Source organism: Pseudomonas sp. BGA-UO-ETr-WB11 (assembly GCF_059567785.1).
Genome location: NZ_JCAQOS010000008.1, coordinates 281,044 through 307,477, shown reverse-complemented (window position 1 = coordinate 307,477; position 26,434 = coordinate 281,044). Strand labels below are relative to the sequence as shown.

23 protein-coding genes are annotated in these 26,434 nt (G+C 63.3%); 10 read left to right on the top strand and 13 right to left on the bottom strand.

What is annotated here, in order from left to right; all coding sequences use genetic code 11:
• The first annotated feature begins 97 nt into the window (after positions 1–97).
• On the top strand, positions 98–1,009 hold the full coding sequence (locus AC56DI_RS15175) for a D-hexose-6-phosphate mutarotase (protein ID WP_496346907.1): 912 nt from the start codon (positions 98–100) through the stop codon (positions 1,007–1,009).
• Positions 1,010–1,018: 9 nt separating this feature from the next.
• On the opposite strand, the gene AC56DI_RS15170 is transcribed toward AC56DI_RS15175, so the two are convergent.
• The 4 genes from AC56DI_RS15170 to AC56DI_RS15155 all read right to left on the bottom strand — a co-directional run bounded on the left by AC56DI_RS15170 (position 1,019) and on the right by AC56DI_RS15155 (position 4,432).
• Complete coding sequence (locus AC56DI_RS15170; RefSeq protein WP_496346906.1) at positions 1,019–1,555, bottom strand: DUF3299 domain-containing protein; 537 nt, start codon at positions 1,553–1,555, stop codon at positions 1,019–1,021.
• A 96-nt stretch (positions 1,556–1,651) separates the two neighbouring features.
• Entirely contained in the window at positions 1,652–2,737 is a 1,086-nt protein-coding gene (locus AC56DI_RS15165) for a 5-(carboxyamino)imidazole ribonucleotide synthase (protein ID WP_496346905.1), read from the bottom strand.
• A 4-nt stretch (positions 2,738–2,741) separates the two neighbouring features.
• Positions 2,742–3,233, bottom strand: a complete 492-nt coding sequence (gene purE / locus AC56DI_RS15160) for a 5-(carboxyamino)imidazole ribonucleotide mutase (protein ID WP_324520524.1) — start codon at positions 3,231–3,233, stop codon at positions 2,742–2,744.
• A gap of 338 nt (positions 3,234–3,571) precedes the next feature.
• On the bottom strand, positions 3,572–4,432 hold the full coding sequence (locus AC56DI_RS15155; protein WP_496346904.1) for a prohibitin family protein: 861 nt from the start codon (positions 4,430–4,432) through the stop codon (positions 3,572–3,574).
• Positions 4,433–4,667: 235 nt separating this feature from the next.
• Between AC56DI_RS15155 and AC56DI_RS15150 the strand changes: the two genes are divergently transcribed.
• Positions 4,668–4,976 carry a hypothetical protein gene (locus AC56DI_RS15150; protein ID WP_496346903.1) on the top strand — a complete coding sequence of 103 codons (309 nt, stop codon included), beginning with the start codon at positions 4,668–4,670 and terminating at the stop codon, positions 4,974–4,976.
• A gap of 29 nt (positions 4,977–5,005) precedes the next feature.
• On the opposite strand, the gene AC56DI_RS15145 is transcribed toward AC56DI_RS15150, so the two are convergent.
• The 3 genes from AC56DI_RS15145 to AC56DI_RS15135 form a co-directional block, all read right to left on the bottom strand.
• Positions 5,006–6,097 carry an HD domain-containing phosphohydrolase gene (locus AC56DI_RS15145; RefSeq protein ID WP_496346902.1) on the bottom strand — a complete coding sequence of 364 codons (1,092 nt, stop codon included), beginning with the start codon at positions 6,095–6,097 and terminating at the stop codon, positions 5,006–5,008.
• Positions 6,087–8,999 (bottom strand): hybrid sensor histidine kinase/response regulator, encoded by a 2,913-nt coding sequence (locus tag AC56DI_RS15140; RefSeq protein WP_496346901.1) that lies wholly within the window; start codon positions 8,997–8,999, stop codon positions 6,087–6,089. Before AC56DI_RS15140 ends, AC56DI_RS15145 begins: the two co-directional genes overlap by 11 nt.
• 134 nt (positions 9,000–9,133) lie before the next feature.
• Positions 9,134–10,042, bottom strand: coding sequence for a LysR substrate-binding domain-containing protein (locus AC56DI_RS15135; RefSeq protein ID WP_496346900.1), 909 nt, complete (start codon positions 10,040–10,042; stop codon positions 9,134–9,136).
• A 177-nt stretch (positions 10,043–10,219) separates the two neighbouring features.
• Here AC56DI_RS15135 and aspA point away from each other — a divergent pair, with 177 nt between their 5' ends.
• Positions 10,220–11,644, top strand: a complete 1,425-nt coding sequence (gene aspA / locus AC56DI_RS15130; protein ID WP_324520530.1) for an aspartate ammonia-lyase — start codon at positions 10,220–10,222, stop codon at positions 11,642–11,644.
• A gap of 187 nt (positions 11,645–11,831) precedes the next feature.
• Here the strand turns inward: aspA and pdxR are convergent, their stop codons facing one another.
• Positions 11,832–13,298, bottom strand: a complete 1,467-nt coding sequence (gene pdxR, locus AC56DI_RS15125; protein ID WP_496346899.1) for a MocR-like pyridoxine biosynthesis transcription factor PdxR — start codon at positions 13,296–13,298, stop codon at positions 11,832–11,834.
• Positions 13,299–13,390: 92 nt separating this feature from the next.
• Between pdxR and AC56DI_RS15120 the strand changes: the two genes are divergently transcribed.
• The 5 genes from AC56DI_RS15120 to AC56DI_RS15100 all read left to right on the top strand — a co-directional run bounded on the left by AC56DI_RS15120 (position 13,391) and on the right by AC56DI_RS15100 (position 17,640).
• Positions 13,391–14,029 carry an FMN-binding negative transcriptional regulator gene (locus AC56DI_RS15120; RefSeq protein WP_496346898.1) on the top strand — a complete coding sequence of 213 codons (639 nt, stop codon included), beginning with the start codon at positions 13,391–13,393 and terminating at the stop codon, positions 14,027–14,029.
• A gap of 9 nt (positions 14,030–14,038) precedes the next feature.
• Positions 14,039–14,488, top strand: a complete 450-nt coding sequence (locus AC56DI_RS15115; RefSeq protein WP_496346897.1) for a GNAT family N-acetyltransferase — start codon at positions 14,039–14,041, stop codon at positions 14,486–14,488.
• A 13-nt stretch (positions 14,489–14,501) separates the two neighbouring features.
• Positions 14,502–15,185 carry a GNAT family N-acetyltransferase gene (locus AC56DI_RS15110; RefSeq protein WP_496346896.1) on the top strand — a complete coding sequence of 228 codons (684 nt, stop codon included), beginning with the start codon at positions 14,502–14,504 and terminating at the stop codon, positions 15,183–15,185.
• Between the two features lie 296 nt (positions 15,186–15,481).
• Positions 15,482–16,510: a histone deacetylase family protein gene (locus AC56DI_RS15105; protein ID WP_496346895.1), complete on the top strand. Its 1,029-nt coding sequence runs from the start codon at positions 15,482–15,484 to the stop codon at positions 16,508–16,510.
• Between the two features lie 29 nt (positions 16,511–16,539).
• Positions 16,540–17,640, top strand: a complete 1,101-nt coding sequence (locus AC56DI_RS15100; RefSeq protein WP_496346894.1) for a polyamine ABC transporter substrate-binding protein — start codon at positions 16,540–16,542, stop codon at positions 17,638–17,640.
• Between the two features lie 713 nt (positions 17,641–18,353).
• Here the strand turns inward: AC56DI_RS15100 and AC56DI_RS15095 are convergent.
• Positions 18,354–19,172, bottom strand: a complete 819-nt coding sequence (locus tag AC56DI_RS15095) for a helix-turn-helix domain-containing protein (RefSeq protein ID WP_422586723.1) — start codon at positions 19,170–19,172, stop codon at positions 18,354–18,356.
• Between the two features lie 177 nt (positions 19,173–19,349).
• Between AC56DI_RS15095 and AC56DI_RS15090 the strand changes: the two genes are divergently transcribed.
• On the top strand, positions 19,350–20,786 hold the full coding sequence (locus AC56DI_RS15090; RefSeq protein ID WP_496346893.1) for an alanine/glycine:cation symporter family protein: 1,437 nt from the start codon (positions 19,350–19,352) through the stop codon (positions 20,784–20,786).
• Between the two features lie 71 nt (positions 20,787–20,857).
• Positions 20,858–21,850, top strand: coding sequence for an asparaginase (locus AC56DI_RS15085; protein ID WP_496346892.1), 993 nt, complete (start codon positions 20,858–20,860; stop codon positions 21,848–21,850).
• A 430-nt stretch (positions 21,851–22,280) separates the two neighbouring features.
• Here AC56DI_RS15085 and glsB read toward each other — a convergent pair whose 3' ends face one another.
• The 4 genes from glsB to oadA all read right to left on the bottom strand — a co-directional run bounded on the left by glsB (position 22,281) and on the right by oadA (position 26,424).
• A complete protein-coding gene (gene glsB, locus AC56DI_RS15080; RefSeq protein ID WP_496346891.1) occupies positions 22,281–23,189 on the bottom strand; it encodes a glutaminase B in 909 nt (302 codons plus the stop codon).
• Positions 23,190–23,305: 116 nt separating this feature from the next.
• Positions 23,306–23,608, bottom strand: coding sequence for a P-II family nitrogen regulator (locus AC56DI_RS15075; protein ID WP_324521127.1), 303 nt, complete (start codon positions 23,606–23,608; stop codon positions 23,306–23,308).
• Position 23,609: 1 nt separating this feature from the next.
• Positions 23,610–24,551 carry a sodium-dependent bicarbonate transport family permease gene (locus AC56DI_RS15070; RefSeq protein WP_324521126.1) on the bottom strand — a complete coding sequence of 314 codons (942 nt, stop codon included), beginning with the start codon at positions 24,549–24,551 and terminating at the stop codon, positions 23,610–23,612.
• Between the two features lie 64 nt (positions 24,552–24,615).
• The gene (gene oadA / locus AC56DI_RS15065) at positions 24,616–26,424 is read right to left on the bottom strand and encodes a sodium-extruding oxaloacetate decarboxylase subunit alpha (RefSeq protein ID WP_496346890.1); all 1,809 of its coding nucleotides are present in this window, start codon (positions 26,422–26,424) and stop codon (positions 24,616–24,618) included.
• Positions 26,425–26,434 lie beyond the last annotated feature (10 nt).

The following is a 26,434-nucleotide window of genomic DNA, read 5'->3' as shown; positions in this document are numbered from 1 at the left end:
GGCAACACTCCAATTCGTCAGTCTGTGGGCATGGCGCACCTTGGTGTTTGCCCGCGACTGCGGTCAAATAGCCGGCAACCGATTCAGGAACGCCTTAATGCCTACCTTAACCCCTGCCCCATCGATTGAAACCCTGCAACTGGGCGAACTCGCCTGCTGGCGCGTGCGCCATGGCGACGGCGAACTGCTGATCAGCCAGCAGGGGGCGCAGATCCTGCGTTATGGCCGTGACGGGCAACCACCGCTGATCTGGCTCAGCGAACAGGCCACGTACCGCCGCGGCCAGGGCGTGCGCGGTGGTGTGCCGGTCTGCTGGCCGTGGTTCGGCGACCTCAAGCGCAACCCGCCGGCGGTCCAGGCCCTGGCCCCGGACCTCGATAGCGCAGCCTTTCATGGCGGCGTGCGCAGCCTCGACTGGCAACTGGTCAAGAGCAGCGTGGATGGTGACGGCGTCAGCCTGACGTTCAGCGGCCCAACCCCGGCCGTTGGCAATCCGGCCTGGCCGCCCGAGCTCACGGTCAGCCTGCAGATTCGCCTCGACCAGCAGCTGCATATCCGCCTACTCAGCCACAACCACGGCACCCAGCCGTTGACCCTCAGCCAGGCTCTGCACAGCTACTTCGCCGTCAGCGACATCCGTCAGGTCGAGGTCGAAGGCCTGGCCGGTTGCCGCTACATCGAAACCCTCGACGACTGGCAAGAGCGCCAGCAAGCCGGCGCCCTGGGCTTTGCCGGCGAGACCGACCGCATCTACCTGGGCCTGCCGGCGCACCTGAGCCTGGTCGATCACGGCTGGCAACGCCGGATCAGCCTGCACAGCCAGGGCTCGGCCTCGGCGGTGCTGTGGAACCCGTGGGTGGATAAGGCCCTGCGCCTCAGCGACTTTGCCGCCGACGCTTGGCAGCGCATGCTTTGCATCGAAACAGCAAACCTCTGGGACGACTGCGTACACCTGGCCCCTGGGGCGAGCCACTGCCTGGACCTGCGCCTGAGTTGCGAGCCGCTCTAGGAGCGATCGCTACAGATCACTTTCCTCGACCAGTCTTACCGCGCTGGCATCCAGGGCGTAGGCGGCATCGGCGAGGTCATTGCTGACCGCCTCGACCTTGAGCGCACCACTGACCCAGATCGGCGCGTAGATATCCTCCAGGGCAATGCCCTTGGGGTAGCGCACCAGGATCAGCTGATTGGGTGGTGGTGGCGGCACATGGATGCAGGCCCCCGGATAAGGCACCAGGAAGAACAGGGTGCTGGCGCCCTTGGCATTGCTCTCCAGCGGCACCGGATAGCCGCCGATACGGATGGTCCGGCCATTCATGGCCGCCACCGTCTTGCTCGAATACATCACCGCCGGCAGGTCTTTATCCTGCTGCTTGAGACCGCCCTTGTTGCTGAATACGCCCTCGCCTTCCGCCGTGTCATGGCTGATTTCCGGCATGTTTTCCAGGGCCTGGCGATCACTGGCCGGCAGCAGTTGTAGCCAGTCGGTTTCCGCCAGTTCAGCGCGGGCGGCAGTACTCAGCAGCAATAGGGCGAGGAGCAATAAGGGGCGCATAAGTACTCGCGTAGGGTGGACAACTGCGAAGCATTGTCCACCGTGAAATCAGGCCAATAGGTGGACAAGCTGCGCGTTGTCCACCTATTGGCCTTGTTACGCCTGGTCGATCAGCGATTCGACGGCCGTGATCTGCCGGTCGAGGGTGGCGCGGTCGACGCTGCGCAGGGTGGCGTGACCGACCTTGCGCCCGGCCTTGAAGGCCTTGCCGTAGTGATGCAGGTGGCAGTCGTCGATGGCCACCACCTTCTCCACCGCCGGCACCGTGCCGATAAAGTTGAGCATGGCGCTTTCGCCGATCTTGCGGGTCGAGCCCAGCGGCAGGCCGGCCACGGCACGCAGATGGTTCTCGAACTGGCTGCACTCGGCGCCTTCGATGGTCCAGTGCCCGGAGTTGTGCACCCGTGGGGCGATTTCGTTGGCCTTCAGGCCACCGTCCACTTCAAAGAACTCGAACGCCAGCACGCCGACGTAATCCAGGGCCTTGAGCACCCGGCCGACGTAGTCTTCAGCGAGTTTCTGCAGCGGATGCTGGGTGCTGGCGATCGACAGGTTGAGCACGCCGTTGACGTGGGTGTTGTGCACCAGCGGGTAGAAGCGCGTTTCGCCATCACGGGCGCGCACGGCGATCAACGACACTTCGCCAGTGAACGGCACGAAGCCTTCGAGAATGCACGGCACGCTGCCCAGTTCGGCAAAGGCACCGATCACATCGGCGGCCTTGCGCAGGACTTTCTGACCCTTGCCGTCGTAACCCAAGGTACGGGTCTTCATCACGGCCGGCAGGCCGATGCTGGCCACCGCGGCATCGAGGTCAGCCTGGGACTGGATATCGGCGAAATCCGGAGTCGGAATGCCGAGGTCCTTGAACAGCGACTTCTCGAACCAGCGATCACGGGCGATGCGCAAGGCTTCGGCGCTTGGGTAAACCGGCACGAACTGCGAGAGGAAAGCCACGGTCTCGGCCGGCACGCTTTCGAACTCGAAGGTGACCAGATCGACTTCATCAGCCAGCTGGCGCAGATGGTCGAGGTCGCCGTAATCGGCACGGATATGCTCGCCCAGCGCCTGCGCGCAGGCATCCGGCGCCGGGTCGAGGAAGGCAAAGTTCATCCCCAGCGGGGTCCCTGCCAACGCCAGCATACGGCCCAGTTGGCCGCCACCGATTACACCGATTTTCATCTGCTTAGGCCTCGCGTGGATCTGAGTTGTCCAGCACCGCGTCAGTTTGCTCCTGGCGGAACTGCTTGAGCGCGACATGGAACTGCGGGTGTTGGTGCCCGAGGATGCTGGCGGCCAGCAGCGCCGCATTGACCGCGCCAGCCTTGCCGATGGCCAGGGTCGCGACCGGAATGCCGGCCGGCATCTGCACGATGGACAACAGCGAGTCGACGCCCGACAGCACGGCCGACTGCACCGGCACGCCGAGTACCGGCAGGTGGGTCTTGGCCGCACACATGCCTGGCAAGTGCGCCGCACCGCCAGCACCGGCGATGATCACCTGGATGCCACGCGCCTCGGCCTGTTCAGCGTACTGAAAGAGCAGGTCCGGAGTACGGTGGGCGGACACCACTTTGACTTCGTTGGGGATGCCGAGCTTGTCGAGCATCTCCACGGTGTGGCTGAGGGTGCTCCAATCGGATTTGGAACCCATGATCACGCCAACCAGTGCGCTCATCGTCTTGCCTCATCTCAGTGCGCCAACCGGCGCGACAAAAACTAACAAGCCACGCGGTGTGCGTGGCTTGTCATGTGCAGATCAAACCAGCCAACGGCCAGTTTTTAAGGCCGGGCAGTATACCGAAAAGCCGCGCCTGTCGCGCCCCCGCGATGACCGCTGGTCCAGAGGTCGCTGACGCCCGCGAAACGGCCCACCGAAGCATTCATAGCAAACACGACACAGCAGACGTAGCCCGGATGCAATCCGGGAACGAATCTGCAGAGAAGCGAACGCCCCGGATTGCATCCGGGCTACAAAAGATCACTCCCGAGCTTAGAGGGATGCCGCCCAGTGGTTTACTTCGCCGCGTCGATAAACGGCAAGGTGCCGTTAGGCAGCACGGTGGTGGGCAACTTGCCGTCCCAGCGCTCGGCCTTGGTCAGCTCGATCAGCATCGGGTTGCTGCTCAGGGCCAGGGTCTTGGCCTTGATCGCATCGGCTTCGGCGCTGCCGCGCAGGCGCGTGGCTTCGGCATCGGCCTTGGCCTGGGCGACCTTGGAGTCCGCCTCGGCCTGGGCGCGGGTGACCACGATCTGCGCTTCGACCTGCTCGGTGGCGAGCATCTGCTCACGGGTTTTCACCTCGACCTCGGCCTTCATGCGCAGGGCAATGGAGCGCTCGTAGTCATCGGAAAAGTCGATGTTCTCCACCTGCACGCCATCGATCACCACCGGCCCGGTCACCGAATCGCGGATCGCCTTGGTCACATCGGCAACAAACTTGCCACGGTTCTGCACCGCACTCACCGCGTTGTACTGACCGAACACGTTCTCCACCTGGGTGGGCACCTGGCGGCTGATCAGGCGCGAAACCAGGCCATTGAGGTCCTGGTACTGCATGTACACCTTGCCGACTTCCGCCGGCACCACATGCCAGGACACCGAGACATTCAGGGTCGCGGTCTGCTGATCCTTACTGTAGGCCTGCAAGCCCTGATAGGTGGTGGCATTGCTCTGTACCGAGATCAGTTTGACCGTCTCGATCAGCGGAATCTTGAACGACAGGCCCGGCTCGACCACGCCCACCAGGGCGCCATTGCGCAGCAGCACGCCACGCTCGGTTTCGTTCACCGTGTACCAGGAGCCCATCAGCACAATCAGCAGCAACACCGCCAACAGCCCGCCAGCAATGGATTTGAGGTTCAGCATCGGATTCATTCGGTTCTCCCTGTGACGTATCCGGCGTGGCTCCAGCGCCACCCGCAGCCGTTAAACCACATCAACGGTGTTTTTGCACGTCGGCGCTGGCAGGGGTGCCGGGGCGACAGCGCTGGCGCTGAGGCAAACAAATCTAATTTGACGATTGTTTTTATCGTTAATATGCGCTTTTTAATCAACTTATTGAGCCTATCATGGGCGCTACACCCACCCAGCCCCCACAAGGAGCCACCCCATGAAAAGCCAAGCCTTCGCCAGCCTGATCCTGGTCAGCCTGTCCTTTAACGCCTTTGCCCTGCCTGAAAGCCAACCTCAGCCGTTGCTGGGCGAACTGCGCAGCAGCCAGGCCGACGAGCAAAAACTCACCCCCACTCAACCGCTGGCCGAAGGCGGCGCCGACCGCCTGAACAATCGCCGGATTGCCGCTGATGGTGCCGATCGTGTCGGCCGTAAGCGCATTGCCGAGGGCGGTGCCGAACGCGTCGGCAACCGCCGTATCGCCGAAGGTGGCGCCGAGCGCTTGCTTAACACGCGCCAGGCCTGAGCCCTCAATGAGTCGGCAAGCCGCGCGGATCAGTCGTGCTGAGGCGAGAGCGTGAACGGCTCAGCACGATCGGCCATGGTCAGTTGCAGGTCCTCCAGTTCGGTGAACACGCTGCTCATGACCTGCACCAGATGCGGGTCGAAGTGCCCGCCGGCATTTTCGAGGATGTACGCCTGGGCACGCTCGGCACTCCAGGCCTGCTTGTAAGAGCGTGGCGAGCGCAGGGCATCGTAAACGTCACAGAGTGCGACGATGCGCCCGGACAGCGGAATTTCTTCGCCTTTCAGACCATTCGGGTAGCCACTGCCGTCCCAGCGTTCGTGATGGGAAACGGCAATTTCCGCAGCAAGATCGGTCAGTGGCGAGCGCTGTTGATCATGCAGGATGTCGTAGCCGATCTGCGCATGCAGGTTCATGTGCAGACGTTCTTCGCTATCCAAACGACCCGGTTTGTTGAGGATGGCATCGGGAATGCCGATTTTACCGACATCGTGCATCGGTGCCGCCAAGCGCAGTTGCTCGATCCATTTGCCATCCAGCCCCAGCGCACGAGCAATCAGCGCTGCCGACTCACCGATGCGCAGGATATGGTCGCCGGTCTCGTTATCCTTGTAACCGGCGGCGCGTGCCAGGCTGCGTATCACTGACTGGAAGCTGGCGCGCAACTGCGCGGTACGCTGCTGTACGCGCTGCTCCAGTTGGTCACGCTCCTGCTGCAGGGCCTGGCTGGCCAGGCTCAGCTGCAGGTTGTTGCGCACCCGCAGGAGCAGATCCGGCAGGTCCAGAGGCTTGCAGATGTAGTCGTTGGCACCCAGCTCCAGGCCGCGGCGGCGCTCGTCAAGGCCATTGAGCGCGGTGACGATGATCACCGGCGAGCGGCTGCGGTCGCGGTTTTCCAGCTGCTGCAGGATCTCAAAGCCGTTCGGTGCCGGCATGTCCAAGTCCAGCAGCAACAGGTCCCAGGGATTGGCCTGCAGCCAGGCCAAGCCTTCGACAGAATCGCTAAAGGTCTTGATCTCGCGCAGGCCAAAAGCCTTGAGGCTGGACTCCAGCAGGCGCAGGTTGGCACGCACATCGTCGATCACCACCACGGTGGCAAAGCGCAACACATCAGACAGCATCGGTCGTGACCTCGTGGAGCAGCGCACTCACCAGCCCGCGCAGCTCATCCAGATTGATCGGTTTGGCCAGCAGCCCCTGGCAATCGAGCATGGCCAACCGCGCCGCTTCGGCCGCAGCAGTCAGCACCACCACCGGCAGCTCGCGGGTTTTTGCATGGCGGCGCAGCTCACGCAGCAAGGCTTCGCCATCCATGTCGGGCAAATGGAAATCCAGCAACAACAGATCCGGCGGTGTGGCCAGGATGCGCTCCAAAGCTACCCGACCGTTGCTGGCCACATGCACCTCGGCGAGGTCACTCAGGGCCTTGCGCACCAGAAACTGGCTCGCAGGATTGTCTTCCACATAAAACACCTGACGGCGTACACGCGGGCTGGTCGCGTGCATCTCGACAGCCTCATCGCCAGGGATGTCGGTCGGTGTGGCGGTCGGCAACAGCGGCAGTTCAATCCAGAAGCTGCTGCCAATGCCTGGCTCGCTGTGCACGCCCATCTGCCCCTGCATCAGGCTGGCAAACTCACGGCACAGCGACAGGCCGATGCCGGTGCCCTGGATCGCGGTATTTTCCCGCCCAAGGCGCTGGAAGGGTTCAAACAGCTGGCTCTGCAGATCAGGGCTGATGCCCAGACCCGTGTCCTCGACCAGCAGGCGAATGTGCCCGGCAGCCACCTGGTAACTGAGGGTGATATGGCCATTCACGGTGTTGTACTTGATCGCATTGGACAGCAGATTGATCAGCACCTGGCGCAGCCGCCGCGGGTCTGCCGGCACCTGCAAAGACTGCTCGGGCAAGTCGAGGTTGAGGTGCAGGTCCTGGGCCAGCACCTCGACACGGACCATGTCGGCACACTCGTTCATCAACTGGGTGACATCCACCGGCTGCAGTTCGAGCTGCGGCTTCTCGGCCTGCACACTGGACCAGTCGAGAATGTCGCCAACCAGCTGGTTGAGGTGGGTGCTGGCGAGCATGATTTCATCGAGGTAATCGGCCTCGCTGCTGGCGCTTTCGACCGGGTGTTCCAGGCGCAGCAACTGGGCAAAGCCGTAGATGGCATTCAACGGCGTGCGCAACTCGTGGGTGATGCTGGAGATAAACCGCGACTTGGCCTGACTGGCCGCCTGAGCTTCAAGGTGCGCCTGCCGCAGGTCAGCCTCAGTCTGCTTAAGCGCGCCGATGTCCACATGGGTGCCGGCCAGCATAAGCGCCTGCCCGGTCTGCGGATCGCGCTCCACCACCCGGCCGCGACTGAGCAACCAGTGGTAATGGCCAGCGGCATCGGCGAAGCGAAACTCAGCCTCATAGCGGTCGCTGCCCGAGTCGTCGAGCAGTTGCCGCGAGGTGTTCATCCGCGCTACATCATCGGGGTGCACGCGCTGGATAAACGCGTCATCGCTGATTTCACTGCCGGGTAGGCCGAAGCGCTCAGCGAAACGCCCGCGCAAGCTGACCAGGCGCGTATCAAAGTTGAGCTCCCAGAGGCTTTCCGTGGCGCTTTCCAGGACCAGCTCAAGGCGCTGCTGGGCACTCGAACGTTGCGCCTCGCTGTGCTCCAGTTGCACGCCCAAATCGACGGCATGACCGGCCATTTCGTCCAGCTCGCCGATGTCCGAAGACACCCGCGCGGGACGCCGGTTACCGCGACCAATCTCGCGCATCATCTGTGAGATACCGGTAATCGGCTGGCGCAACTGAGTACTCAACTGCTTTGCGCGCACCCACATAAAGCTGAAAAACACGGCATAGAACAGCACCAGACCAGCAATCAGCAGGTAGCCGATTTCCTTGTAGCGCTGGGCCAGGCTGTTGGTCTGGGCAAATACGTCCGCCTCGGCCACCACCGTGAGCAAATGCCAGTCGGTTTGCGCGATGCTGGCCCAGGCCACCAAGTGGGCCTGGCCACCGAACTGCACGCGCTCGATGCCGGCGGCCTCGCTTGCTACACGCTCTGCCAGGGCACGGGTTTCAACCCGCTTGCGCAGGTTGAAGTCCTCAGGCTTGAACAGTTCGCGGCGAATGGCTTCGGCGTAGGTGTGCTGGGTCAGCTCGTCGAGACCAAAATCATCTTCGCCGGCCTTGGGCAGGGCCATGATATTGAGGTCCTTGCTGACCAGCATGGCGTAGCCGTTCCACGGCACCTGCAGCTGGCCGATCTCTTTGAGGATGCCGTCCACGGTGATATCGATACCCACCACGCCCTCGAGGAAATCACCGCGATAGACCGGGGCGATGGCCGAGGCCATCCAGCCCTGACCCGCCGGGTCGAGGTAGACATCGGTCCACACGACCTGGCGCTGCGGGTTGTGCTTGGCATCGGCGAGGTAATAGAAGTTGTAGTCGGGGATCACCATGTCATGGGGGTACTGGTCCGGGGTGTTGAACCAGGGGTAGATATGGTTGAGGCTGTCCCAGCCGTTGAAATACAGCGCCGCCACCAGCGGGGTGTGGGTCTTGATCTGCTGCATCAGCGGGTCAAGGCGAGCCAGGCGGGCCACCTTGTCCAGGTCGTGTTTGGCCGGCGCCGTGCTGTTGGGGTAGAACACCGCCGCGCCACCCTCGTCGCGCGGGCTGTAGCGCACGCCGTCGGCACTCAGGGCCAGGTTGTGCACCGGGCTGGGCGCCGGCTGTTGCAGGGCCTGGGCCGTGAGGTTGCGATACAGCTCTGTCACCCCGCCGACCTTGGCCAGCTGCTCTTCCACCACCCGCCCTTGGAGCGCCGCTGCGGACTTCAGCTCAGCCACGGCGCTGTCGCGCAGGTAGTCGATCTGGGTTTCACGAATCGAACTGTTGCTCAGCAGATAGACGGCAATCAGCACCGTTTCCACCAATAACAGCGGAATCAGCGCGCTTTGCGCAAAGGCCCGCCATATCCATTGACGCAAACCGATTTGAGAGTTCGATGACACAGAGGGTACTCCGCAAGCGAGGATCACCCGTGGCGGACAACTTGCCTGGCCTGAGTGATGTCACGATGATATCAGTGAGTAGCAAAGGGGCACTTCGCCCTTAGTCGTATACGGTTCAGTCAATCTAGACCGGTTTAATCCTCGACGCCCATGCCCGCCTCCAGCTTGCGCCACAGCAATCGCACCGCCGCCTTGCGCTGCAAGGCACTGCGATAGAGGCGGATCTCCAGCGGCACCTGCCAATGTTCATCACCGCAGATAACCAGTTCGCCGCGGGCCAGTTCGGCGGTTACCGACAGGCGTGGCACCCAGGCCACGCCGAGGCCCTGCAAGGCCATGCTCTTGAGGCTGTCGGCCATGGCCGTTTCGTACACCGTGGTGGCGCGCAGGCCGCGCTGGCGGATCAGCGCATTCACCGAGCGGCCGAGAAAGGCCCCGGCACTGTAGGCCAGCAGCGGCACACTCTGGCCGTTATCCAGGGCAAACAGCGGCGCGCCCTGCTCGTCCACCGCGCATACCGGCAGCATTTCGGTGTGGCCCAGGTGCAGCGACGGGAAGATTTCACTGGTCAGCTGCAAGGCGGCATCCGGGTCGTAGTAAGCCAGGATCAGGTCGCAGGCGCCTTCGCGCAGGGCATGCACCGCCTCGCCGACGTTACTCGCCACCAAGCGCGTATGCAGCGGTAAACCCTCACGGCGCAGGCGTGCCATCCAGGCCGGAAAAAAGCCCAGGGTCAGGGAGTGGGCAGCGGCGATCTGCAGCACCTCGCCCGGCTGGCCCTCGATATTGTGCAGGTGGCGCACCACCTCGCCGAGCTGCTCGCTGAGGTTGCGCGCGGTAACCAGAAACAGCTGGCCAGCCTCGGTCAGCTCGATCGGCGTATGGCTGCGGTTGACCAGGGTCAGCCCCAGTGCCGCCTCCAGGCTGCGGATGCGCCGACTGAAGGCCGGCTGGGTGACGAAGCGCTTGATCGCCGCCTGGGAGAAGCTACGGGTGGCAGCCAGGGCGACGAAATCATCCAGCCATTTGGTTTCCAGGTTCATTGCGCCACCCCGCTATCCGTTTGAAATTATGCACGCGCGACATTCATGGCGAGTCACGGCGACATTATGCCGATTGTGCATACCCCAGCAAGCAACGGCATTGGCCGATTCGCCGGCATAACCCCTACTCTATGGGCATCGCGGCATTTGCCGTACTGCCAAAGAGCCACACACATCATGTCAGCTGCTGCATCTACCCGTATCGAAAAAGACCTGCTCGGTAAACTGGAAGTGCCTTCTGATGCCTATTACGGCATTCAGACCCTGCGTGCCGTGCAGAATTTTCGACTCTCTGGCGTACCCCTGGCCCACTACCCGAAACTGGTGATCGCCCTGGCCATGGTCAAGCAGGCCGCCGCCGACGCCAACCGCGAGCTGGGCCACCTGTCCGCCGCCAAGCACACCGCGATCAGCACCGCCTGTGCGCGCATCATCCAGGGCGAGTTCCACGAGCAGTTCGTGGTCGACATGATCCAGGGCGGCGCCGGCACCTCGACCAACATGAACGCCAACGAGGTGATCGCCAACATCGCCCTGGAAGCCATGGGCCACGAGAAAGGCGAGTACCAGTACCTGCACCCGAACAACGACGTGAACATGGCGCAGTCGACCAACGACGCCTACCCGACCGCCATCCGCGTCGGCCTGCTGCTCGGTCATGACTACCTGCTCAACAGCCTCGACAAGCTGATCCAGTCGTTTGCCGCCAAGGGCCTGGAGTTCGGCCATGTGCTGAAGATGGGCCGCACCCAGTTGCAAGACGCCGTGCCGATGACCCTCGGCCAGGAATTCCGCGCCTTCGCCACCACCCTCGGCGAAGACCTGCAACACCTCAAGCGCCTGGCACCGCAACTGCTCACCGAAGTGAACCTGGGCGGCACCGCGATCGGCACCGGGATCAACGCCGACCCCGGCTACCAGCGCCTGGCGGTCGAGCGTCTGGCCATCATCAGTAACCACCCAGTCGTACCGGCCGCCGACCTGATCGAAGCCACCTCGGACATGGGCGCCTTTGTGCTGTTCTCCGGCATGCTCAAGCGCACCGCCGTAAAACTGTCGAAGATCTGCAACGACCTGCGCCTGCTGTCCAGCGGCCCGCGTACCGGCATCAATGAAATCAACTTGCCGGCGCGTCAGCCAGGCAGCTCGATCATGCCCGGCAAGGTCAACCCGGTGATCCCGGAAGCGGTCAACCAGGTGGCCTTCGAAGTGATCGGCAACGACCTGGCCCTGACCCTGGCCGCCGAAGCCGGCCAGCTGCAGCTGAACGTGATGGAGCCGCTGATCGCCTACAAGATCCTCGACTCGATCCGCCTGCTGACCCGCGCCATGGACATGCTGCGTGAGCACTGCATCGACGGCATCAGCGCCAACGAAGCCCACTGCCGCCAACTGGTGGAGCAATCCATCGGCCTGGTCACCGCGCTGAACCCTTACATCGGCTACGAGAACGCCACCCGCATCGCCAAGATCGCCCTCGACACCGGGCGCGGCGTGCTGGAACTGGTGCGCGAAGAGAAGCTGCTGGACGACGCCACCCTGGCCGACATCCTGCGCCCCGAGAACATGATCGCGCCGCGTCTGGTGCCGCTCAAAGCCTGATTCAACCGACTCATCAGGAGGGGCGCCTGCCCCTCATCCTTCAAGGATGGCTTCGGCCATCCTTTTTTTTGCGCGGCATCTGTCAGACGCCGCAGCCGTAGGATGGGTTGAGCCTGCGATACCCATCATGGCCGCGCATTCGACTGACTGCTCGATGGGTATCGCTGCGCTCAACCCATCCTACCCGTTACAGACTCCAGGCCTTACGCAATGCCTGCACGGCCGCGTCGATCTGCGCCTCGGGCACGGCGGCAAAGCCAAGGACCAGGCCGGCGCGCTGATCGAGTGGCGTGCTGCTGTCGGCCAGCCAGTAACCGCTCAGGGCGGTGACTTCGACCCCCGCTGCCAGGGCCGCAGCCACCAGCTCGGCCTCGCGCTGCACAGTGTCGACCCGCACGCACAGGTGCAGCCCGGCCTCCACTACCGGCAACGGCGCACAACCGGGAATGTGCGCGGGCCAGGCGGCCAGTAACGCATCGCGACGGCTGCGGGCCGCCACGCGCATACGCCTGATATGCCGCTGGAAATGCCCGCCGGCAATAAACTCGGCCATCACCACCTGGGTGCCGATTTCCGAGTTGCGCATGTCCAGGGCGCGGCGCTGGGCAAACAGCGGCGCCAGGGCCGGCGGCAGCACCAGATAGCCCAGGCGCAGGGCCGGAAAAGCGATCTTGCAGAAGGTGCCGACATAGATCACTCGCCCCTGACGATCCAGCGCGGCCAAGGGCGCCAGCGGCGTGCCGCTGTAGCGGTATTCGCCGTCGTAATCGTCCTCAATGATCCAGCCGTCCTGACGCTCAGCCCAGTCCAGCAACGCCAGGCGCCGCGCCAGCGATAGGGTCACTCCGGTCGGGTACTGGTGCGAGGGCGTGACATAGGCCAGCCGGCAATCCGGCACCCCCTCCAGCGCCGCCACATCCAGGCCGTCGCTATCCACCGCCACGCCGCACAACTCGGCACCCGCGGCGGCAAAGGCATGGCCGGCAGCGCGATAACCGGGGTTCTCGATGGCCACCCGGTCGCCAGGGTCGACCAGCAACTGCGCGCACAAACTGATCGCCTGCTGCGCACCGCAGGTGATGACGATCTGCTCAGGATCGCAGTGCAGCCCACGGCTGTTACGCAGATACGCCGCCACCAACTCCCGCAACTGCGCATCACCAGCTGGATCGCCATAGCCCAATCGCGCAGGCGACGGCTTGCGCCAGAAGCGCGCCTGCAGCCGCGCCCAGGTCTCGAACGGAAACAGGTCAAAGGCCGGCACGCCGACCCGAAACGCCCGTGGCGCGCCACTCGGCGGCACCCGCAACTGCTGCGCCTGCACCCGCTGCAAGGCTGCACTCGGCGCCGGGCTGCTGGCCACGCGGGGGGTCGGCTCGTTGTGCAGAGCCAGGGGCGCCACGTAGGTGCCATCGCCCACCCGCGCCTGCACGTAGCCCTCGGCATACAACTGATCGACCGCGCGCCCCACGGTATTGCGCGACACGCCGAGCAGCTCGGCCAACTCACGTCCCGCCGGTAGGCGCGTACCGCTGCGCAGGCGACCATCGAGAATGCGCTCGCGCAGGGCCTGATACAGCTGACGCGCCAGGCCGCGGCGCGGGTCGAGCTGGATACCGGCAAGGTCGAAAGGCAGTGGCGCGGGAAAGGTCATGGCAAATTGGCTCCATCAAACTCGCTATAAATGGCTCTTACAACAGGCCAATGGCTTGCCTAGGATGATGCCATCACCACCGGAGTTCGCCCATGTATATCCCCGCTCATTTCCGCCAGGATGACCTCGCCCAACTGCACGCACAGATGCGCCAGGCCCCACTGGCCACGCTGGTCAGCCACAGCAGCGCCGGCTTGCAAGCCAGTCATTTGCCGCTGTTGTTGGTCGCCGAAGAAGGCGAGTACGGCACTCTGTATGGCCACTTCGCCCGCGCCAACCCGCAGTGGCAGGTGTTTGCCGAACAGCCCGAGGCGCTGGCGATTTTCAGCGGTGCCGACGCCTACGTCAGCCCAAGCGCCTATCCGTCCAAGGCCGAACACGGCAAGGCCGTACCGACCTGGAACTACATCAGCGTGCACGCCCATGGTCAGCTGGACGTGTTTGATGACCCCGAGCGTCTGCGCCAATTGCTGGCGCGCATGACCGCCGTCCACGAAGGCAACCAGCCTAAGCCCTGGGCCATGGACGATGCACCGCGTGACTATATCGACAGCATGCTGCGCGCCATCGTCGGCTTTGCTCTGCCAATCCAGCGCCTGCAGGGCCAATGGAAACTCAGCCAGAACCGCAACGCCGCCGACCACGCCGGCGTGCAGCAAGCCCTGAGCGCCAGCCCGCAGGCCAAGGATCAGGCACTCGCAGCGCAGATGCAGCCCACTCACCAGCTATAAGGAGCGCCCATGTCCACGCTACAGATTCGCCTCGTCACCGCCGCCGATCACGCCGCCTGGTTACCGCTGTGGCAGGGCTACCAGCGCTTCTATAACGCCGACATTGCGCCCGAGGTCAGCGCCCTCACCTGGCAACGTTTTCTCGACTCGGCCGAGCCGATGTTTGCCGCGTTGGCCTTGCAAGACGGTGTGGCGGTCGGGCTGGTGCACTGGATCTTCCATCGCTCGTGCTGGACGGTCAGCGACTACTGCTACCTGCAGGACCTGTACGTGGCCGAAACCGTACGCGGTGGTGGCGTCGGTCGTGCGCTGATCGAACAGGTGTATGCCGCTGCCCAGGCCGCCGGTGCCAACCGCGTGCACTGGCTGACCCAGGAAGACAACACCCAGGCGCGCCAGCTGTACGACCGCATCGCCAGCCGCTCGGGGTTTATCCAATACCGCCAGTTATTCAGCTAAGTAGGAGCCCGCTATGCCCAGCACCGACCTGCAACACTGGCAAGCAGCCAGGACGCCGGATGCCGCCGTGTTGCACGGCAATCGGGTGCGCTTGGAGCGACTCGACCCGGCGCGTCACGGCGACGACCTCTGGCAGGCGCTGCAAGGCGCGGGTGCCGACCCGCACATGTGGACCTATATGGGCTACGGGCCATTTGCCAGTCCCGCTGCTTTCACACAGTGGCTGAACAGCCTCGGCAATTCTGGCGACGCCGTGTTTTACACGGTCATCGCCAACAGCAGCGGCCAGGCCCTGGGCCTGCTCAGCTACCTGAATATCTGCCCGGCCCACGGCAGCATCGAGATCGGCCATGTCTGTTTTGGCCATGCCCTGCAGCGCAGCACCCTGGCCAGTGAAACGGTCTACCTGCTGGCCCGCTACGCCTTCGAACTCGGCAACCGCCGCCTGGAATGGAAATGCGACAACGCCAACCTGCGCTCCAAGCGCGCCGCCGAACGCTTCGGCTTCACCTATGAGGGGCTGTTTCGCCAACACCTGATCCGCAAGGGCCGCAATCGCGACACCGCCTGGTTCTCCCTGCTCGACCATGAGTGGCCGGCCTGTTGCGCCGCTTTCGAACGCTGGCTGGCAGCAGACAATTTCGATGCCCAAGGCCAACAGCGCCAACGCCTGCAGGACCTACGCGAACACGCCTGAGCAAACAGCGCGGCAACTGACACGTCTTTAAATGGGCTAAAACCCTCTCAGCCGCTGCCTGTCCCCAGGGAGTAAAAATAGGTCCGTAGGAGCGGCTTCAGCCGCGAACTTTGCCTACATTTCCAGCGTGTTCGCGGCTAAAGCCGCTCCTACAAAAGCGCTCTCCCTTATCCAGCGCGGAACAAACACATCCTCAACATTGGCCACATTTATCCCCTACTGGCCATTCCTATCGTTCCCCGCCCGCCGCCACCCGGCCAACAATGCCGGCAGTCCCACGGTGCGAGAACAACAAGATGCTCACCTTTTACAGCGACGATCACCGCCTGCACCACGCCCAAGGCGAAATGCTCAACGGCGAACTGCAACCCTGCTTCGAGATGCCGGCACGCGCCGACCACGTACTGGCCCGCGTGCAACAGCAACAGCTCGGTGAGGTGCGCGCACCACTGGATTTCGGCATGGCGCCGATTGCGCGCATCCACACGGGTGATTATCTGCACTTTCTGCAAAACGCCTGGGCCGGCTGGGCCGCCCAAGGCAACACGGCCGACTTTCTCCCTGGCGTGTTCCCGGCTCGGCATATGCGCGCCAAACGCCCGAATGACCTTTACGGACAGTACGGTTTCCACAGCTTCGACTGCTTCGCACCGATCACCGCCGGCACCTGGCAGGCGGTGTATACCTCGGCCCAGGTCGCCCTCAGCGCCCAGCAACAGCTTGCACAGGGTATGCGCACGGCCTTCGCCCTGTGCCGCCCGCCAGGCCACCACGCCAGCGCCGACGTGATGGGCGGCTACTGCTACCTGAACAACGCGGCGATCACCGCCCAGGCCTTTCTCGACCAGGGCGCCCAGCGCGTGGCCATCCTCGACGTCGATTACCATCACGGCAACGGCACCCAGTCGATCTTCTACGGCCGCGACGATGTGCTGGTGGCCAATATCCACGGCAGCCCGAGTTTCGAGTACCCGCACTTTCTCGGTTATGCCGACGAAACCGGCGAAGGTGTCGGCACCGGTTTCAACCTCAATTTGCCACTGCCCGCCGGCAGTGCCTGGGACGTGTGGGGCGCGGCGCTGGAAACCGCCTGCCAGCGCATCGCCGCTTACGGCGCCGAGGTGATCGTGGTGTCGCTCGGCGTCGACACCTACATGAACGACCCGATCTCACAGTTCAAGCTCGACAGCCCGGACTACCTGCGCATGGGCCAACGCATCGCCGCCCTCGGCAAACCGACCTTGTTCGTCATGGAAGGTGGTTACGCGGTGGCAGAAATCGGCATCAACGCCGTCAATGTACTCGAAGGCTTCCAGGGCGCCTGAGCGCGCCCCTAGATCATCAGGAGAACAACATGAACAAACTCCAGCACATCCTCGGCGCCGCCCTCTGCGGCAGCGCCCTGCTCAGCTCCATGGCTCAGGCCGCAGAGCGCGAGCTGAAGGTTTACAACTGGGCCGATTACATCCTGCCGTCGGTGCCGAAAACCTTTGCCGAAAAAACCGGGATCAAACTGACCTGGGACATCTTCGACACCAACGAGTCCCTCGAAGCCAAGCTGCTCACCGGCAACTCCGGCTACGACCTGGTGGTGCCGACCAACACCTTCCTCGAAAACGAGATCAAGGCGGGCGTGTTCCAGCCTCTGGACAAGAGCAAGCTGCCCAACTGGCAGCACCTCAACCCGGAGCTGCTGCAACTGATGAGCGCCAACGACCCCGGCAACCAGTACGCCGTGCCCTACATGTACGGCACCGTGCTGATCGGCTTCAACCCGGCCAAGGTCAAGGCTGTGCTCGGTGAGAATGCCCCGGTCGACAGCTGGGACCTGATCTTCAAGGAAGAGAACATCAGCAAGCTCCAGCAGTGCGGGGTGGCCATGCTCGACTCACCCGGCGAGATTCTGCCGATCGCCCTGCACTACCTGGGCCTCGATCCGAACAGCCGCAACCCGCAAGACTATGAAAAAGCCGGCGCCTTGCTGCAGAAGATCAAACCGCACGTCGCCTACTTCAACTCGGCCAAGTACATGACCGATATCGCCAACGGTGACATCTGCGTGGCCATCGGTTACTCGGGCAGCTTCTTCCAGTTCGCCAACCGCGCCAAGGAAGCCGGCAACGGCGTGGTGGTCGACTGGCGCTTGCCCAAGCAAGGCGCCCCGCTGTGGTTCGACTCCTTTGCCATCCCCAAGAGCGCCAAGAACGTCGCCGAGGCCCATGAGTTCCTCAACAACCTGCTAGACCCCAAGGTGATCGCGCCGATCAGCGACTTCCTCGGCTACCCGAACCCAAACAAAGACGGCATGCCGCTGGTGCAGAGCGAGATCCGCGACAACCCCAACCTGACCCCGACCGCCGAGGCGCAGAAGAACCTCTACGTGCTGCAACCGCTGCCGCAGAAGATCGAGCGCATCCGCACCCGCGTGTGGAGCAACGTCAAGACCGGCAACTAAACAGGCAATCCAGCAGCGAAGGCTGAACCGCTACGCCCTTCGGTTTAGCCCATTAAACCTAGTGTGGATAGACAACTTCCGATCCATTGCAGCCTGTCGCAGAGGCCGGTGGACAAGTAAACGTTGTCCACCCTACAACACCCTCTAGTCCGCGTAGGGTGGGAAACCGCGAAGCGTTTCCCACCATGTAATGTCCAGGCTACTTGCTTGCCCGGCGCACGTACTTGGGCAGGTCGGCGTTGAGCGTAGCGAAGCCCAGCAGGCCGGGGCTGGAGCCTTGGGCATCTGCGCTGCGTGCCTCAAGCCAACCTACTTGGCAATGGATACCGCGCGTTAAAATTTTTGCCCAGCCTCTCCTAGGCGCCACAACCGTAGGATGGGTTGAGCCTGCGATACCCATGGGCTTGGCTACCGCCGAATGATTGATGGGTATCGCTGCGCTCAACCCATCCTACGCGCTGCCACAGAGGATGGTGGACAAGTAAACGTTGTCCACCCTACAACACCCTCCAGTCCGAGTAGGGTGGGAAACCGCGAAGCGTTTCCCACCGTGTAATGTCCAGGCTACTTGCTACCGCAACACTGCTCTGGCTTCACGCATCACCTGTTTTCTCGATTACCTGAGTAATCAGCTGGGATGCCTAGACATTTAGTCTGATCAGCTCTAAACACCTGTTTCGCGCAGCACCTCAGCTGCGTATTTAAACAACCGCCTAATCGATCTCGAACAGGCCATCGCGGATATGCGCTGAGGCCAGGCGCTGGCGGATGTCGGCGTCGATGCGTGGGTCGTCGGGGCTGTAGAGCATCACTTGGCGATAGGCATTGACCCGGTTGATGTCGGCGCCCAGGTAGTCCCAGACGACGCGGGTGCAGGCCGGGGTGCGCAGGTCGCCGCTGGAGACGCCGGTCTTCAGGCCATTGAGGCGATTGATGCGGCTCTTGAAGCTGGGGATGAGGATGGTCTGGCTCATCTCGTTGCCGGTCAGTGACTCGTAGTCGATCAGAAACAGCCGGTCCTGCAGGTTGAAGGCCGCGCCCAGGTAACGGCAGCGCACCCAGTCGTCGGCCTTGCCGCTACCGCCACGGGCCGGCTCCTGACGCTCCTGGCGCTCGAAAAGGTAACTGCCGCGCTCCTCGCGCAGGTGCACCAGCGACAACAGAATCTGCCCCGGCACCGACATGCAGTTGGCGTATTCGAAGTAGTAGCCGCAATAGCGCGCCAGGCTGCTGGAGTACTGGCGCAACGGCTGCACCAGCTCCAGCAACGGATCGCCAAGGGCGCGTGCCGGCTGATCGTTGCTGCGGGCGCCGATCAGGCTGGCGAACTGCTCGCCAGGCAGGCTCAGCTCATAGGCCTCGACGCCGAAGAAATCGCAGATGCGCTTGAGGTTGTAAGCCGTCGGCCGGCTCTGGCCGCTGAGGTACTTGTTGAACTGCGCGCGGTTGATCGCCAACTTGCGACACACCTCGGCAATCGAGCGGTAGTGGCTGCACAGCAGTTTGAGGTTGTCGCCGAAATACTCCGCCATGGCGCCACTCCTGATGATGAGATTGCTGATGATGCGAGTGACGCGATTCTAGCATCAACTCGCGCCAAGTCGCCGCGACCCGCGAAATTGTCTCAGGGGCGCCCTTGGCCAACCATTCGGGGGCCGCACGCTGGCGCGGCCTCGCCCATCCAGAACAACAAGAGAGACAACCTCATCATGCTCGATCTTCTTAACGACCTGCTCTGGAGCAAGGTCCTCATCGTCGCCCTGGTCGGTCTCGGCCTGTACTTCTCAATTCGCTCGCGTTTCGTGCAATTTCGTTACTTCGGCGACATGTTCAGCATCTTCGCCGAAGCCTTTGAGCGCAAACCTGGCCAGCTCAGCTCGTTCCAGGCCCTGATGCTCTCCGTGGCCGGCCGCGTTGGCGCCGGCAACATCGCCGGTGTGGCAGTGGCGATCATGCTCGGCGGCCCCGGCGCCGTGTTCTGGATGTGGCTGGTGGCGCTGGTCGGCATGGCCACCAGCTATTTCGAATGCTCCCTGGCGCAGCTGTACAAGCGCCGCGAGGCTGACGGCACCTACCGTGGCGGCCCGGCCTTCTACATCCTTCACGGTCTGGGCCAGCGCTGGCTGGCAGTGGTGTTCTCAGTCCTGCTGCTGGTGACCTTCGGCTTCGGCTTCAATGCCGTGCAGTCGTACACCGTGGCCACCTCGCTGCACGACACCTTCGGCTTGCCTACCTATGTCAGCGGCCTGGCCCTGGTGTGCGTGATCGGCCTGATCATCTTCGGCGGCATCAAGCGCATCGCCAGCATGGCTGACGTGCTGGTGCCGATCATGGCCTTCTCCTACATCGGCATGGCGCTGGTGGTACTGGGCATGAACATCAGCGAAGTACCGGAAACCCTGAGCCTGATCGTGCGTAGCGCCTTCGGTCTGGAACCGGCCTTTGCCGGCGGCATCGGCGCGGCCATCCTGATGGGCGTCAAACGCGGCCTGTTCTCCAACGAAGCAGGCCTGGGCAGTGCGCCTAACGTCGCTGCTGTGGCCGAGGTTAAGCACCCGGCCGCGCAAGGCATCGTGCAGTCGCTCAGTGTGTTTATCGACACCATTCTGGTGTGCACCAGCACCGCGCTGATCATCCTGCTCTCGGGCGTTTACCAGCCGGGCAGCGAGATGGCCGGCGTGGTTCTGACCCAAGCCGCCCTGGCCGCCGAAGTCGGCGAATGGGGCCGGGTGTTTGTCAGCACCGCCCTGCTGCTCTTCGTCTTCACCACCCTGGTGTACAACTACTACCTGGGCGAGAACGCACTGAGCTTCTTCAGCAGCAAGCGCTGGCTGGTGCAGGTGTACCGTGTGTTGGTGATCGCCCTGGTGCTGTGGGGTTCGATGCAGGACCTGTCCACCGTGTTCGGCTTTGCCGACGTGACCATGGGCCTGCTGGCACTGGTCAACCTGGCCGCGCTGTTCCTGCTGTTCAAGACCGGCCTGCGTTTGATGGACGACTACGACACGCAGATCAAAGCCGGTGTAAAGTCGCCAGTCTTCGATCCCAAGGCCTTCGCCGACCTGGACCTCGACCCCGCTGCTTGGTCCTCCAAGCCGCCAGTCGTCGACCAGGCTGCCATGGCCAACAGCGTCTATCAGCGCTAAACCGCTGACCAAGCTGTAACAAACAGGGGGCTTGGCCCCCTGTTTTTTTATCTGAACAAAGGTAGGCGCGCATGCGTTGCAAAAAACTTCTGCTGCTCTACACCGGCGGCACCATTGGCATGCAGATGGGTGCCGATGGCCTGGTTCCGGCGACCGGCTTTGAGGCGCGCGTGCGCGCGCAGCAGGCGCTGACGCCGACCCGCGAGCTGCCGCAATGGCTGTTTCGCGAGCTGCTGCCACCGATCGACAGCGCCAACATGGCTCACGGGCACTGGCTGGCGATGGTTGCGATGATCCGCGCCGGTGTCGAGGACGATGGCTGCGATGCGGTGCTGCTGCTGCAAGGCACCGACACCTTGGCCTACAGCGCGGCAGCCCTGAGTTTTCTCCTGCTCGGCCTGCCGGTACCGGTGCTGCTGACCGGAGCCATGCTGCCGGCGGGTGCCGAGGGCAGCGATGCCTGGGGCAACCTGTTTGGCGCCATGAGCGCGCTGCAGCAAGGCCTGGTCACCGGCGTGCAGCTGTATTTCAACGGCCAATTGCTGCATGGCGCCCGCGCCAGCAAATGGCACAGCGAGGCCTTCGATGCCTTCCGCGCGCTGCCGCGCCAGCGTCACGGCGCACCGGCGACCGAGTTGCCCGCTCGCCTGGATTACCGCCAGCCACGGCAGGCGGTGAACCTCGCCGTACTGCCGCTGTTTCCCGGCATTCAGGCCGCCCATGTGCGCGCCCTACTGAGCACCGGCGTGCAGGCGTTGCTGCTGGAATGCTACGGCAGCGGCACCGGCCCGGCGGCCGACAGCGAACTGCTGGCCGCGCTGCACAGCGCCCATGAGAAGGGTGTGGTGCTGGCAGCGATCAGCCAGTGTCCGAGTGGTCATGTGGAGTTCGGTGTGTATGCCGCCGGCAGTCAATTCGCCAGCTGCGGCCTGATCAGCGGCGGCGGCATGACCCGCGAAGCGGCCCTGGGCAAGCTGTTCACCCTGCTCGCGGCGGGCATGAGCCAGAGCGAAGTCGAACACTGGTTTGCCCTCGATCTGTGTGGCGAGTTGCTTGAGGGTTAAAACCGAGCGTGCGTAGGTCAGGCTGATGCCAACGTTGCTAGACACTCGTCCAGGCGCCGATGGTTGCGCTTGAAGCCACATAGAGCGGGGACTGCTAGAAGCTTCGCGGTCAAGACCGCTCCCACGGATCGTGCAGGCGCCTCGGTCCCCCGGTCCCGTCAGGAGGCCGAATGGAGGTGCTGTGGAGAGGGGCATTTGGCAGGGATGCCAAATGAGGCACGATGGGCCAAGGATGGCCCACCGTGACGACCCTCGGAACAGTGCCGAAGTGAGGGAAGTTTCGCGCAGCGAAACCCGGATGCCGGGTGCGCTTTCTCTTTGGTTACTTTCTCTTTCGCGCAAGCAAAGAGAAAGTGACTCGCCGTAAAGGCGAAATCGGTAGTGGCCATACGCGCAACCGATAACGGCTTAGGCGCCTCTAGGCAGCCAGTTAAAACACCGACCAACCAATCCGCTGGCTGAGCAACTCCAGGGCGGCCATGCCGGCCAGGGAGTTGCCGGCGGCGTTCAGCTCTGGTGACCACACGCACACACTGAACCGCCCTGGCACAACGGCAACAATGCCGCCACCAACGCCACTTTTACCCGGTAAGCCAACCCGGTAGGCGAAGTTGCCGGCCTCGTCGTAGAGGCCGCTGGTGGCCATGATCGCGTTGATTTGCTTGGTCTGCCGCGGGCTGAGAATCTGCGCGCCGCTGTGCAGGCAGTGGCCGTTGTTGGCGAGAAAACAAAACGCCCGCGCCAGGTCGACGCAGCTCATGCGCAGGGCGCAATAACCAAAGTAACTGCGCAGCACCGCCTCCACGTCATTGTGGAAATTGCCGAACGACTGCATCAGGTAGGCCGCCGCCGCATTGCGGGCGCGGTGCTGGTATTCGGACTCGGCCACCCGACTGTCGATCATGATCTGCTGGTTACCGGCCAGGCGCCGAACAAAGTCGCGCATCGACATCAGCGGGGCGGCGAAACGCGACTGGTTGATGTCGCAAATCACCAAGGCGCCAGCATTGATAAACGGGTTGCGCGGCCGCCCGCGCTCAAACTCCAGCTGCACCAGCGAGTTGAACGGCTGGCCAGACGGCTCGTGGCCGAGGCGTTGCCAGATCGCTTCGCCACTGTGCTCAATGGCCTGCACCAGGCTAAAAACCTTGGAAATGCTCTGCACCGAAAACGCCGTATCGGCAGCGCCCGCCGTGAACAGTTCGCCGTCGTTGCTGTACACCGCAATGCCCAGTTGCGCAGGCGCCACATCGGCCAAAGCGGGAATGTAATCGGCCACCTTGCCGCGACCAATCAGGGGGCGTACTTCATCAAGGATTTCATTCAGCAGCGCTTGCATGTTCGGGTCCGCGGCAGGGCCGGCAGAAGCGCCGGGCAATGCTTGCTAGACGCTTGGCAGCGGCCGCTGAGCACAACCCGAACGACACTGAACAGCCGCGCTACGCGGCGCGCGGCTCAGAATTTTTCCGGGCGCAGCACTTCCACCTGGGCCAGGTAGCAGACCATCGCGAAGTTGGCGTAGTACTTGGCTTGCAGGTGCGCGGCCAGACGTTCGGCGACATCACGGGCGCAGATGATTTCCACCCGGATATTGCCGTCGGTGTCCCAGCCGGCGCTGCGCACGCCACGGCCGCCACGGCCACGGGCGTCGGAGATGGTCCAGCCGGGAGCGCCGAGCTGCTCAAGGTCGGCCAGCAATTTCTTCTCCAGGGCGGCCTCGCAGATCACTGTCAGCAAGGTGCGTAGATGCGCGCTCATATCAGTTCCCCCACGCCATCAGGTATTCGGCCAGCAACAGGTAGAGCGGGATACCGAACAGGATATTGAAGGGGAAGGTGATCCCCAATGAAGCCGTCAGCGACAGCGACGGATTAGCTTCCGGCAGCGCCAGACGCATGGCCGCCGGTACGGCGATATAGGAGGCCGAGGCCGCCAGGGTGGCGAGGATCGTCGTGCCGCCCAGGGACAGGCCCATGCTACGAGCCAGCAGAGCGCCGATCAGCGCACCGAGCAGCGGCATCAACAGGGCAAACACCGCCAGGCGCAGGCCATGCTTCTTCAAGGCGCCGAGCTGGCCGGAGGCGATCAAGCCCATCTCCAGCAGGAAGAACGCCAGCACCGGCTTGAACATGCCGGTGTACAGCGGCTCCAGCGGCTTGATCGCCTCCTTGCCGGCCACCGCGCCGATGATCAGGCCGCCGAGCAGCAGCATGATGCTCTTGCCGAGGAAGATCTCCCGGCCCAGGGCGCGCCAGTCGGTGTCGCGGGCGATGCCCTTGGCCAGCAGGATGCCGACCAAAATCGCCGGAATCTCCAGAATGGCCACGAACAGCGGCATATAGCTTTCAAACTCGATGCCACGGGCGGTCATATAGGCCACCACCACGGCAAAAGTACCGGCGCTGACCGAACCGTAGTGAGCCGCCACGCTGGCGGCATTGACCCGATCAAAGCGCAAGCCGCGCAGCAGACCGAAGGCCAGCACCGGCAGCAGTACGCCCAGGCCCAGCACCAGCGCGGTCTGGCCAAACAGGCGGACACTGGCCTGCTCGGCCAACTCGACCCCGCCGTGCAGACCGATGGCCAACAGCAGCAGGATCGACAGGGTTTCATACAGCGCTGGCGGCAGTTTCAGCTCGCTTTTCAGCAAGCCCGCCGTCAGGCCAAAGACAAAAAACAGCACCACCGGGTCGAGACCCACCGCACGCACCTCCGCAGGTTAAATCACAGACAAAAAAAGGGGAGCTTGCGCTCCCCCAGGGGACTTACGCCTCAATCTCGATAAGGACTTCGCCCGGCGTCACCCGGTCACCTTTGACGATATGGATGGCCTTGACGGTGCCGTCGATCGGCGCCTGCACTTCGGTCTCCATCTTCATTGCTTCGGTGATCAACACGGCCTGGCCGGTCTTGACCTTGTCGCCCTCTTTCACCAACACGTCGACGATATTGCCCGGCATGGTGGTGCTGACATCGCCCGGCGCGCTGGCCTGTTTGCGTTTGTTGCCGGCCCCGGCGACGAACTGGTTGAGCGGCTCGAACACCACTTCTTCCGGCATGCCATCCAGAGACAGGTAGAAGTGGCGCTTGCCGTCGGTTTTCACGCCCACGCCGGTGATGTCGACGCGGTAGGTTTCGCCGTGCACGTCGATGATGAACTCGGTCGGTACGCCTTCGCCCGGCACCGGGCACAGGCCGCCGAATTCCGGAGTCGGCAGCAGCACTTCCGGAGTCAGAGTGCCGGCGGCGCGTTCTTCGAGGAACTTGCGCCCGATATCGGGGAACATCGCGTAGGTCAGCACGTCTTCTTCGGACTTGGCCAGCAGGCTGATTTCTTCACGCAGCTTGGCCATTTCCGGCTTGATCAGGTCGGCCGGGCGCACGTCGATCACGTCTTCGTTGCCGATCGCCTGCTTGCGCAGTTGCTCGTTGATCTTGCCCGCCGCGCGGCCGTAGCGACCTTGCAGATAGAGCTTCACTTCGTTGGTGATGGTCTTGTAGCGCTCGCCGGCGAGGACGTTGAACACGGCCTGGCTGCCGACGATTTGCGAAGTCGGCGTCACCAACGGCGGGAAGCCCAGGTCTTCACGCACCCGTGGGATCTCGGCGAATACTTCGTTGATGCGGTGCAGGGCACCTTGCTCTTTGAGCTGGTTGGCCAGGTTGGACATCATGCCGCCCGGCACCTGGTTGACCTGCACGCGGGTGTCCACGGCGGTGAACTCGCTTTCAAACTGGTGGTACTTCTTGCGCACGGCATAGAAGTACAAGCCGATTTCCTGCAGCAGTTCCAGGTTCAGGCCGGTGTCGTATTCGCTGCCACGCAGGGCGGCAACCATCGACTCGGTGCCGGCGTGGCTGGTGCCCCAGGCGAAGCTGGAGATGGCGGTGTCGATATGGGTCGCGCCGTTCTCGATCGCCTTCATCTGGCACATCGAGGCCAGGCCTGCGGTGTCGTGGCTGTGGATAAAGATCGGCAGGCCCTGCTCGGCCTTCAGCGCCTTGACCAGCTCGCCGGTGGCGTACGGAGTCAGCAGGCCGGCCATGTCCTTGATCGCCACCGAGTCGCAACCCATGGCTTCCATCTGTTTGGCCTGGTCAACGAAGGCTTGGACCGTGTGCACCGGGCTGGTGGTGTAGCACAGGGTGCCCTGGGCATGTTTGCCGGCGGCTTTCACGGCTTCGATGGACACACGCAGGTTACGCACGTCGTTCATCGCGTCGAAGATGCGGAACACGTCGATGCCATTCACGGCGGCCTTGGCCACGAAGGCGCGCACCACATCATCGCTGTAATGGCGATAGCCGAGCAGGTTCTGGCCGCGCAGGAGCATCTGCAGACGGGTATTGGGCAGCGCCGCCTTGAGCAGGCGCAGGCGCTCCCACGGGTCTTCCTTGAGGAAGCGCACGCAGGCGTCGAAGGTCGCGCCGCCCCAGACTTCCAGCGACCAGTAGCCAACCTGATCGAGCTTGGGGCAGATCGGCAGCATGTCTTCGGTGCGCATGCGGGTGGCGATCAGCGACTGGTGGGCGTCACGCAGGATGGTGTCGGTGACAAAAATCTTCTTGCTCATGTCTGGGTTC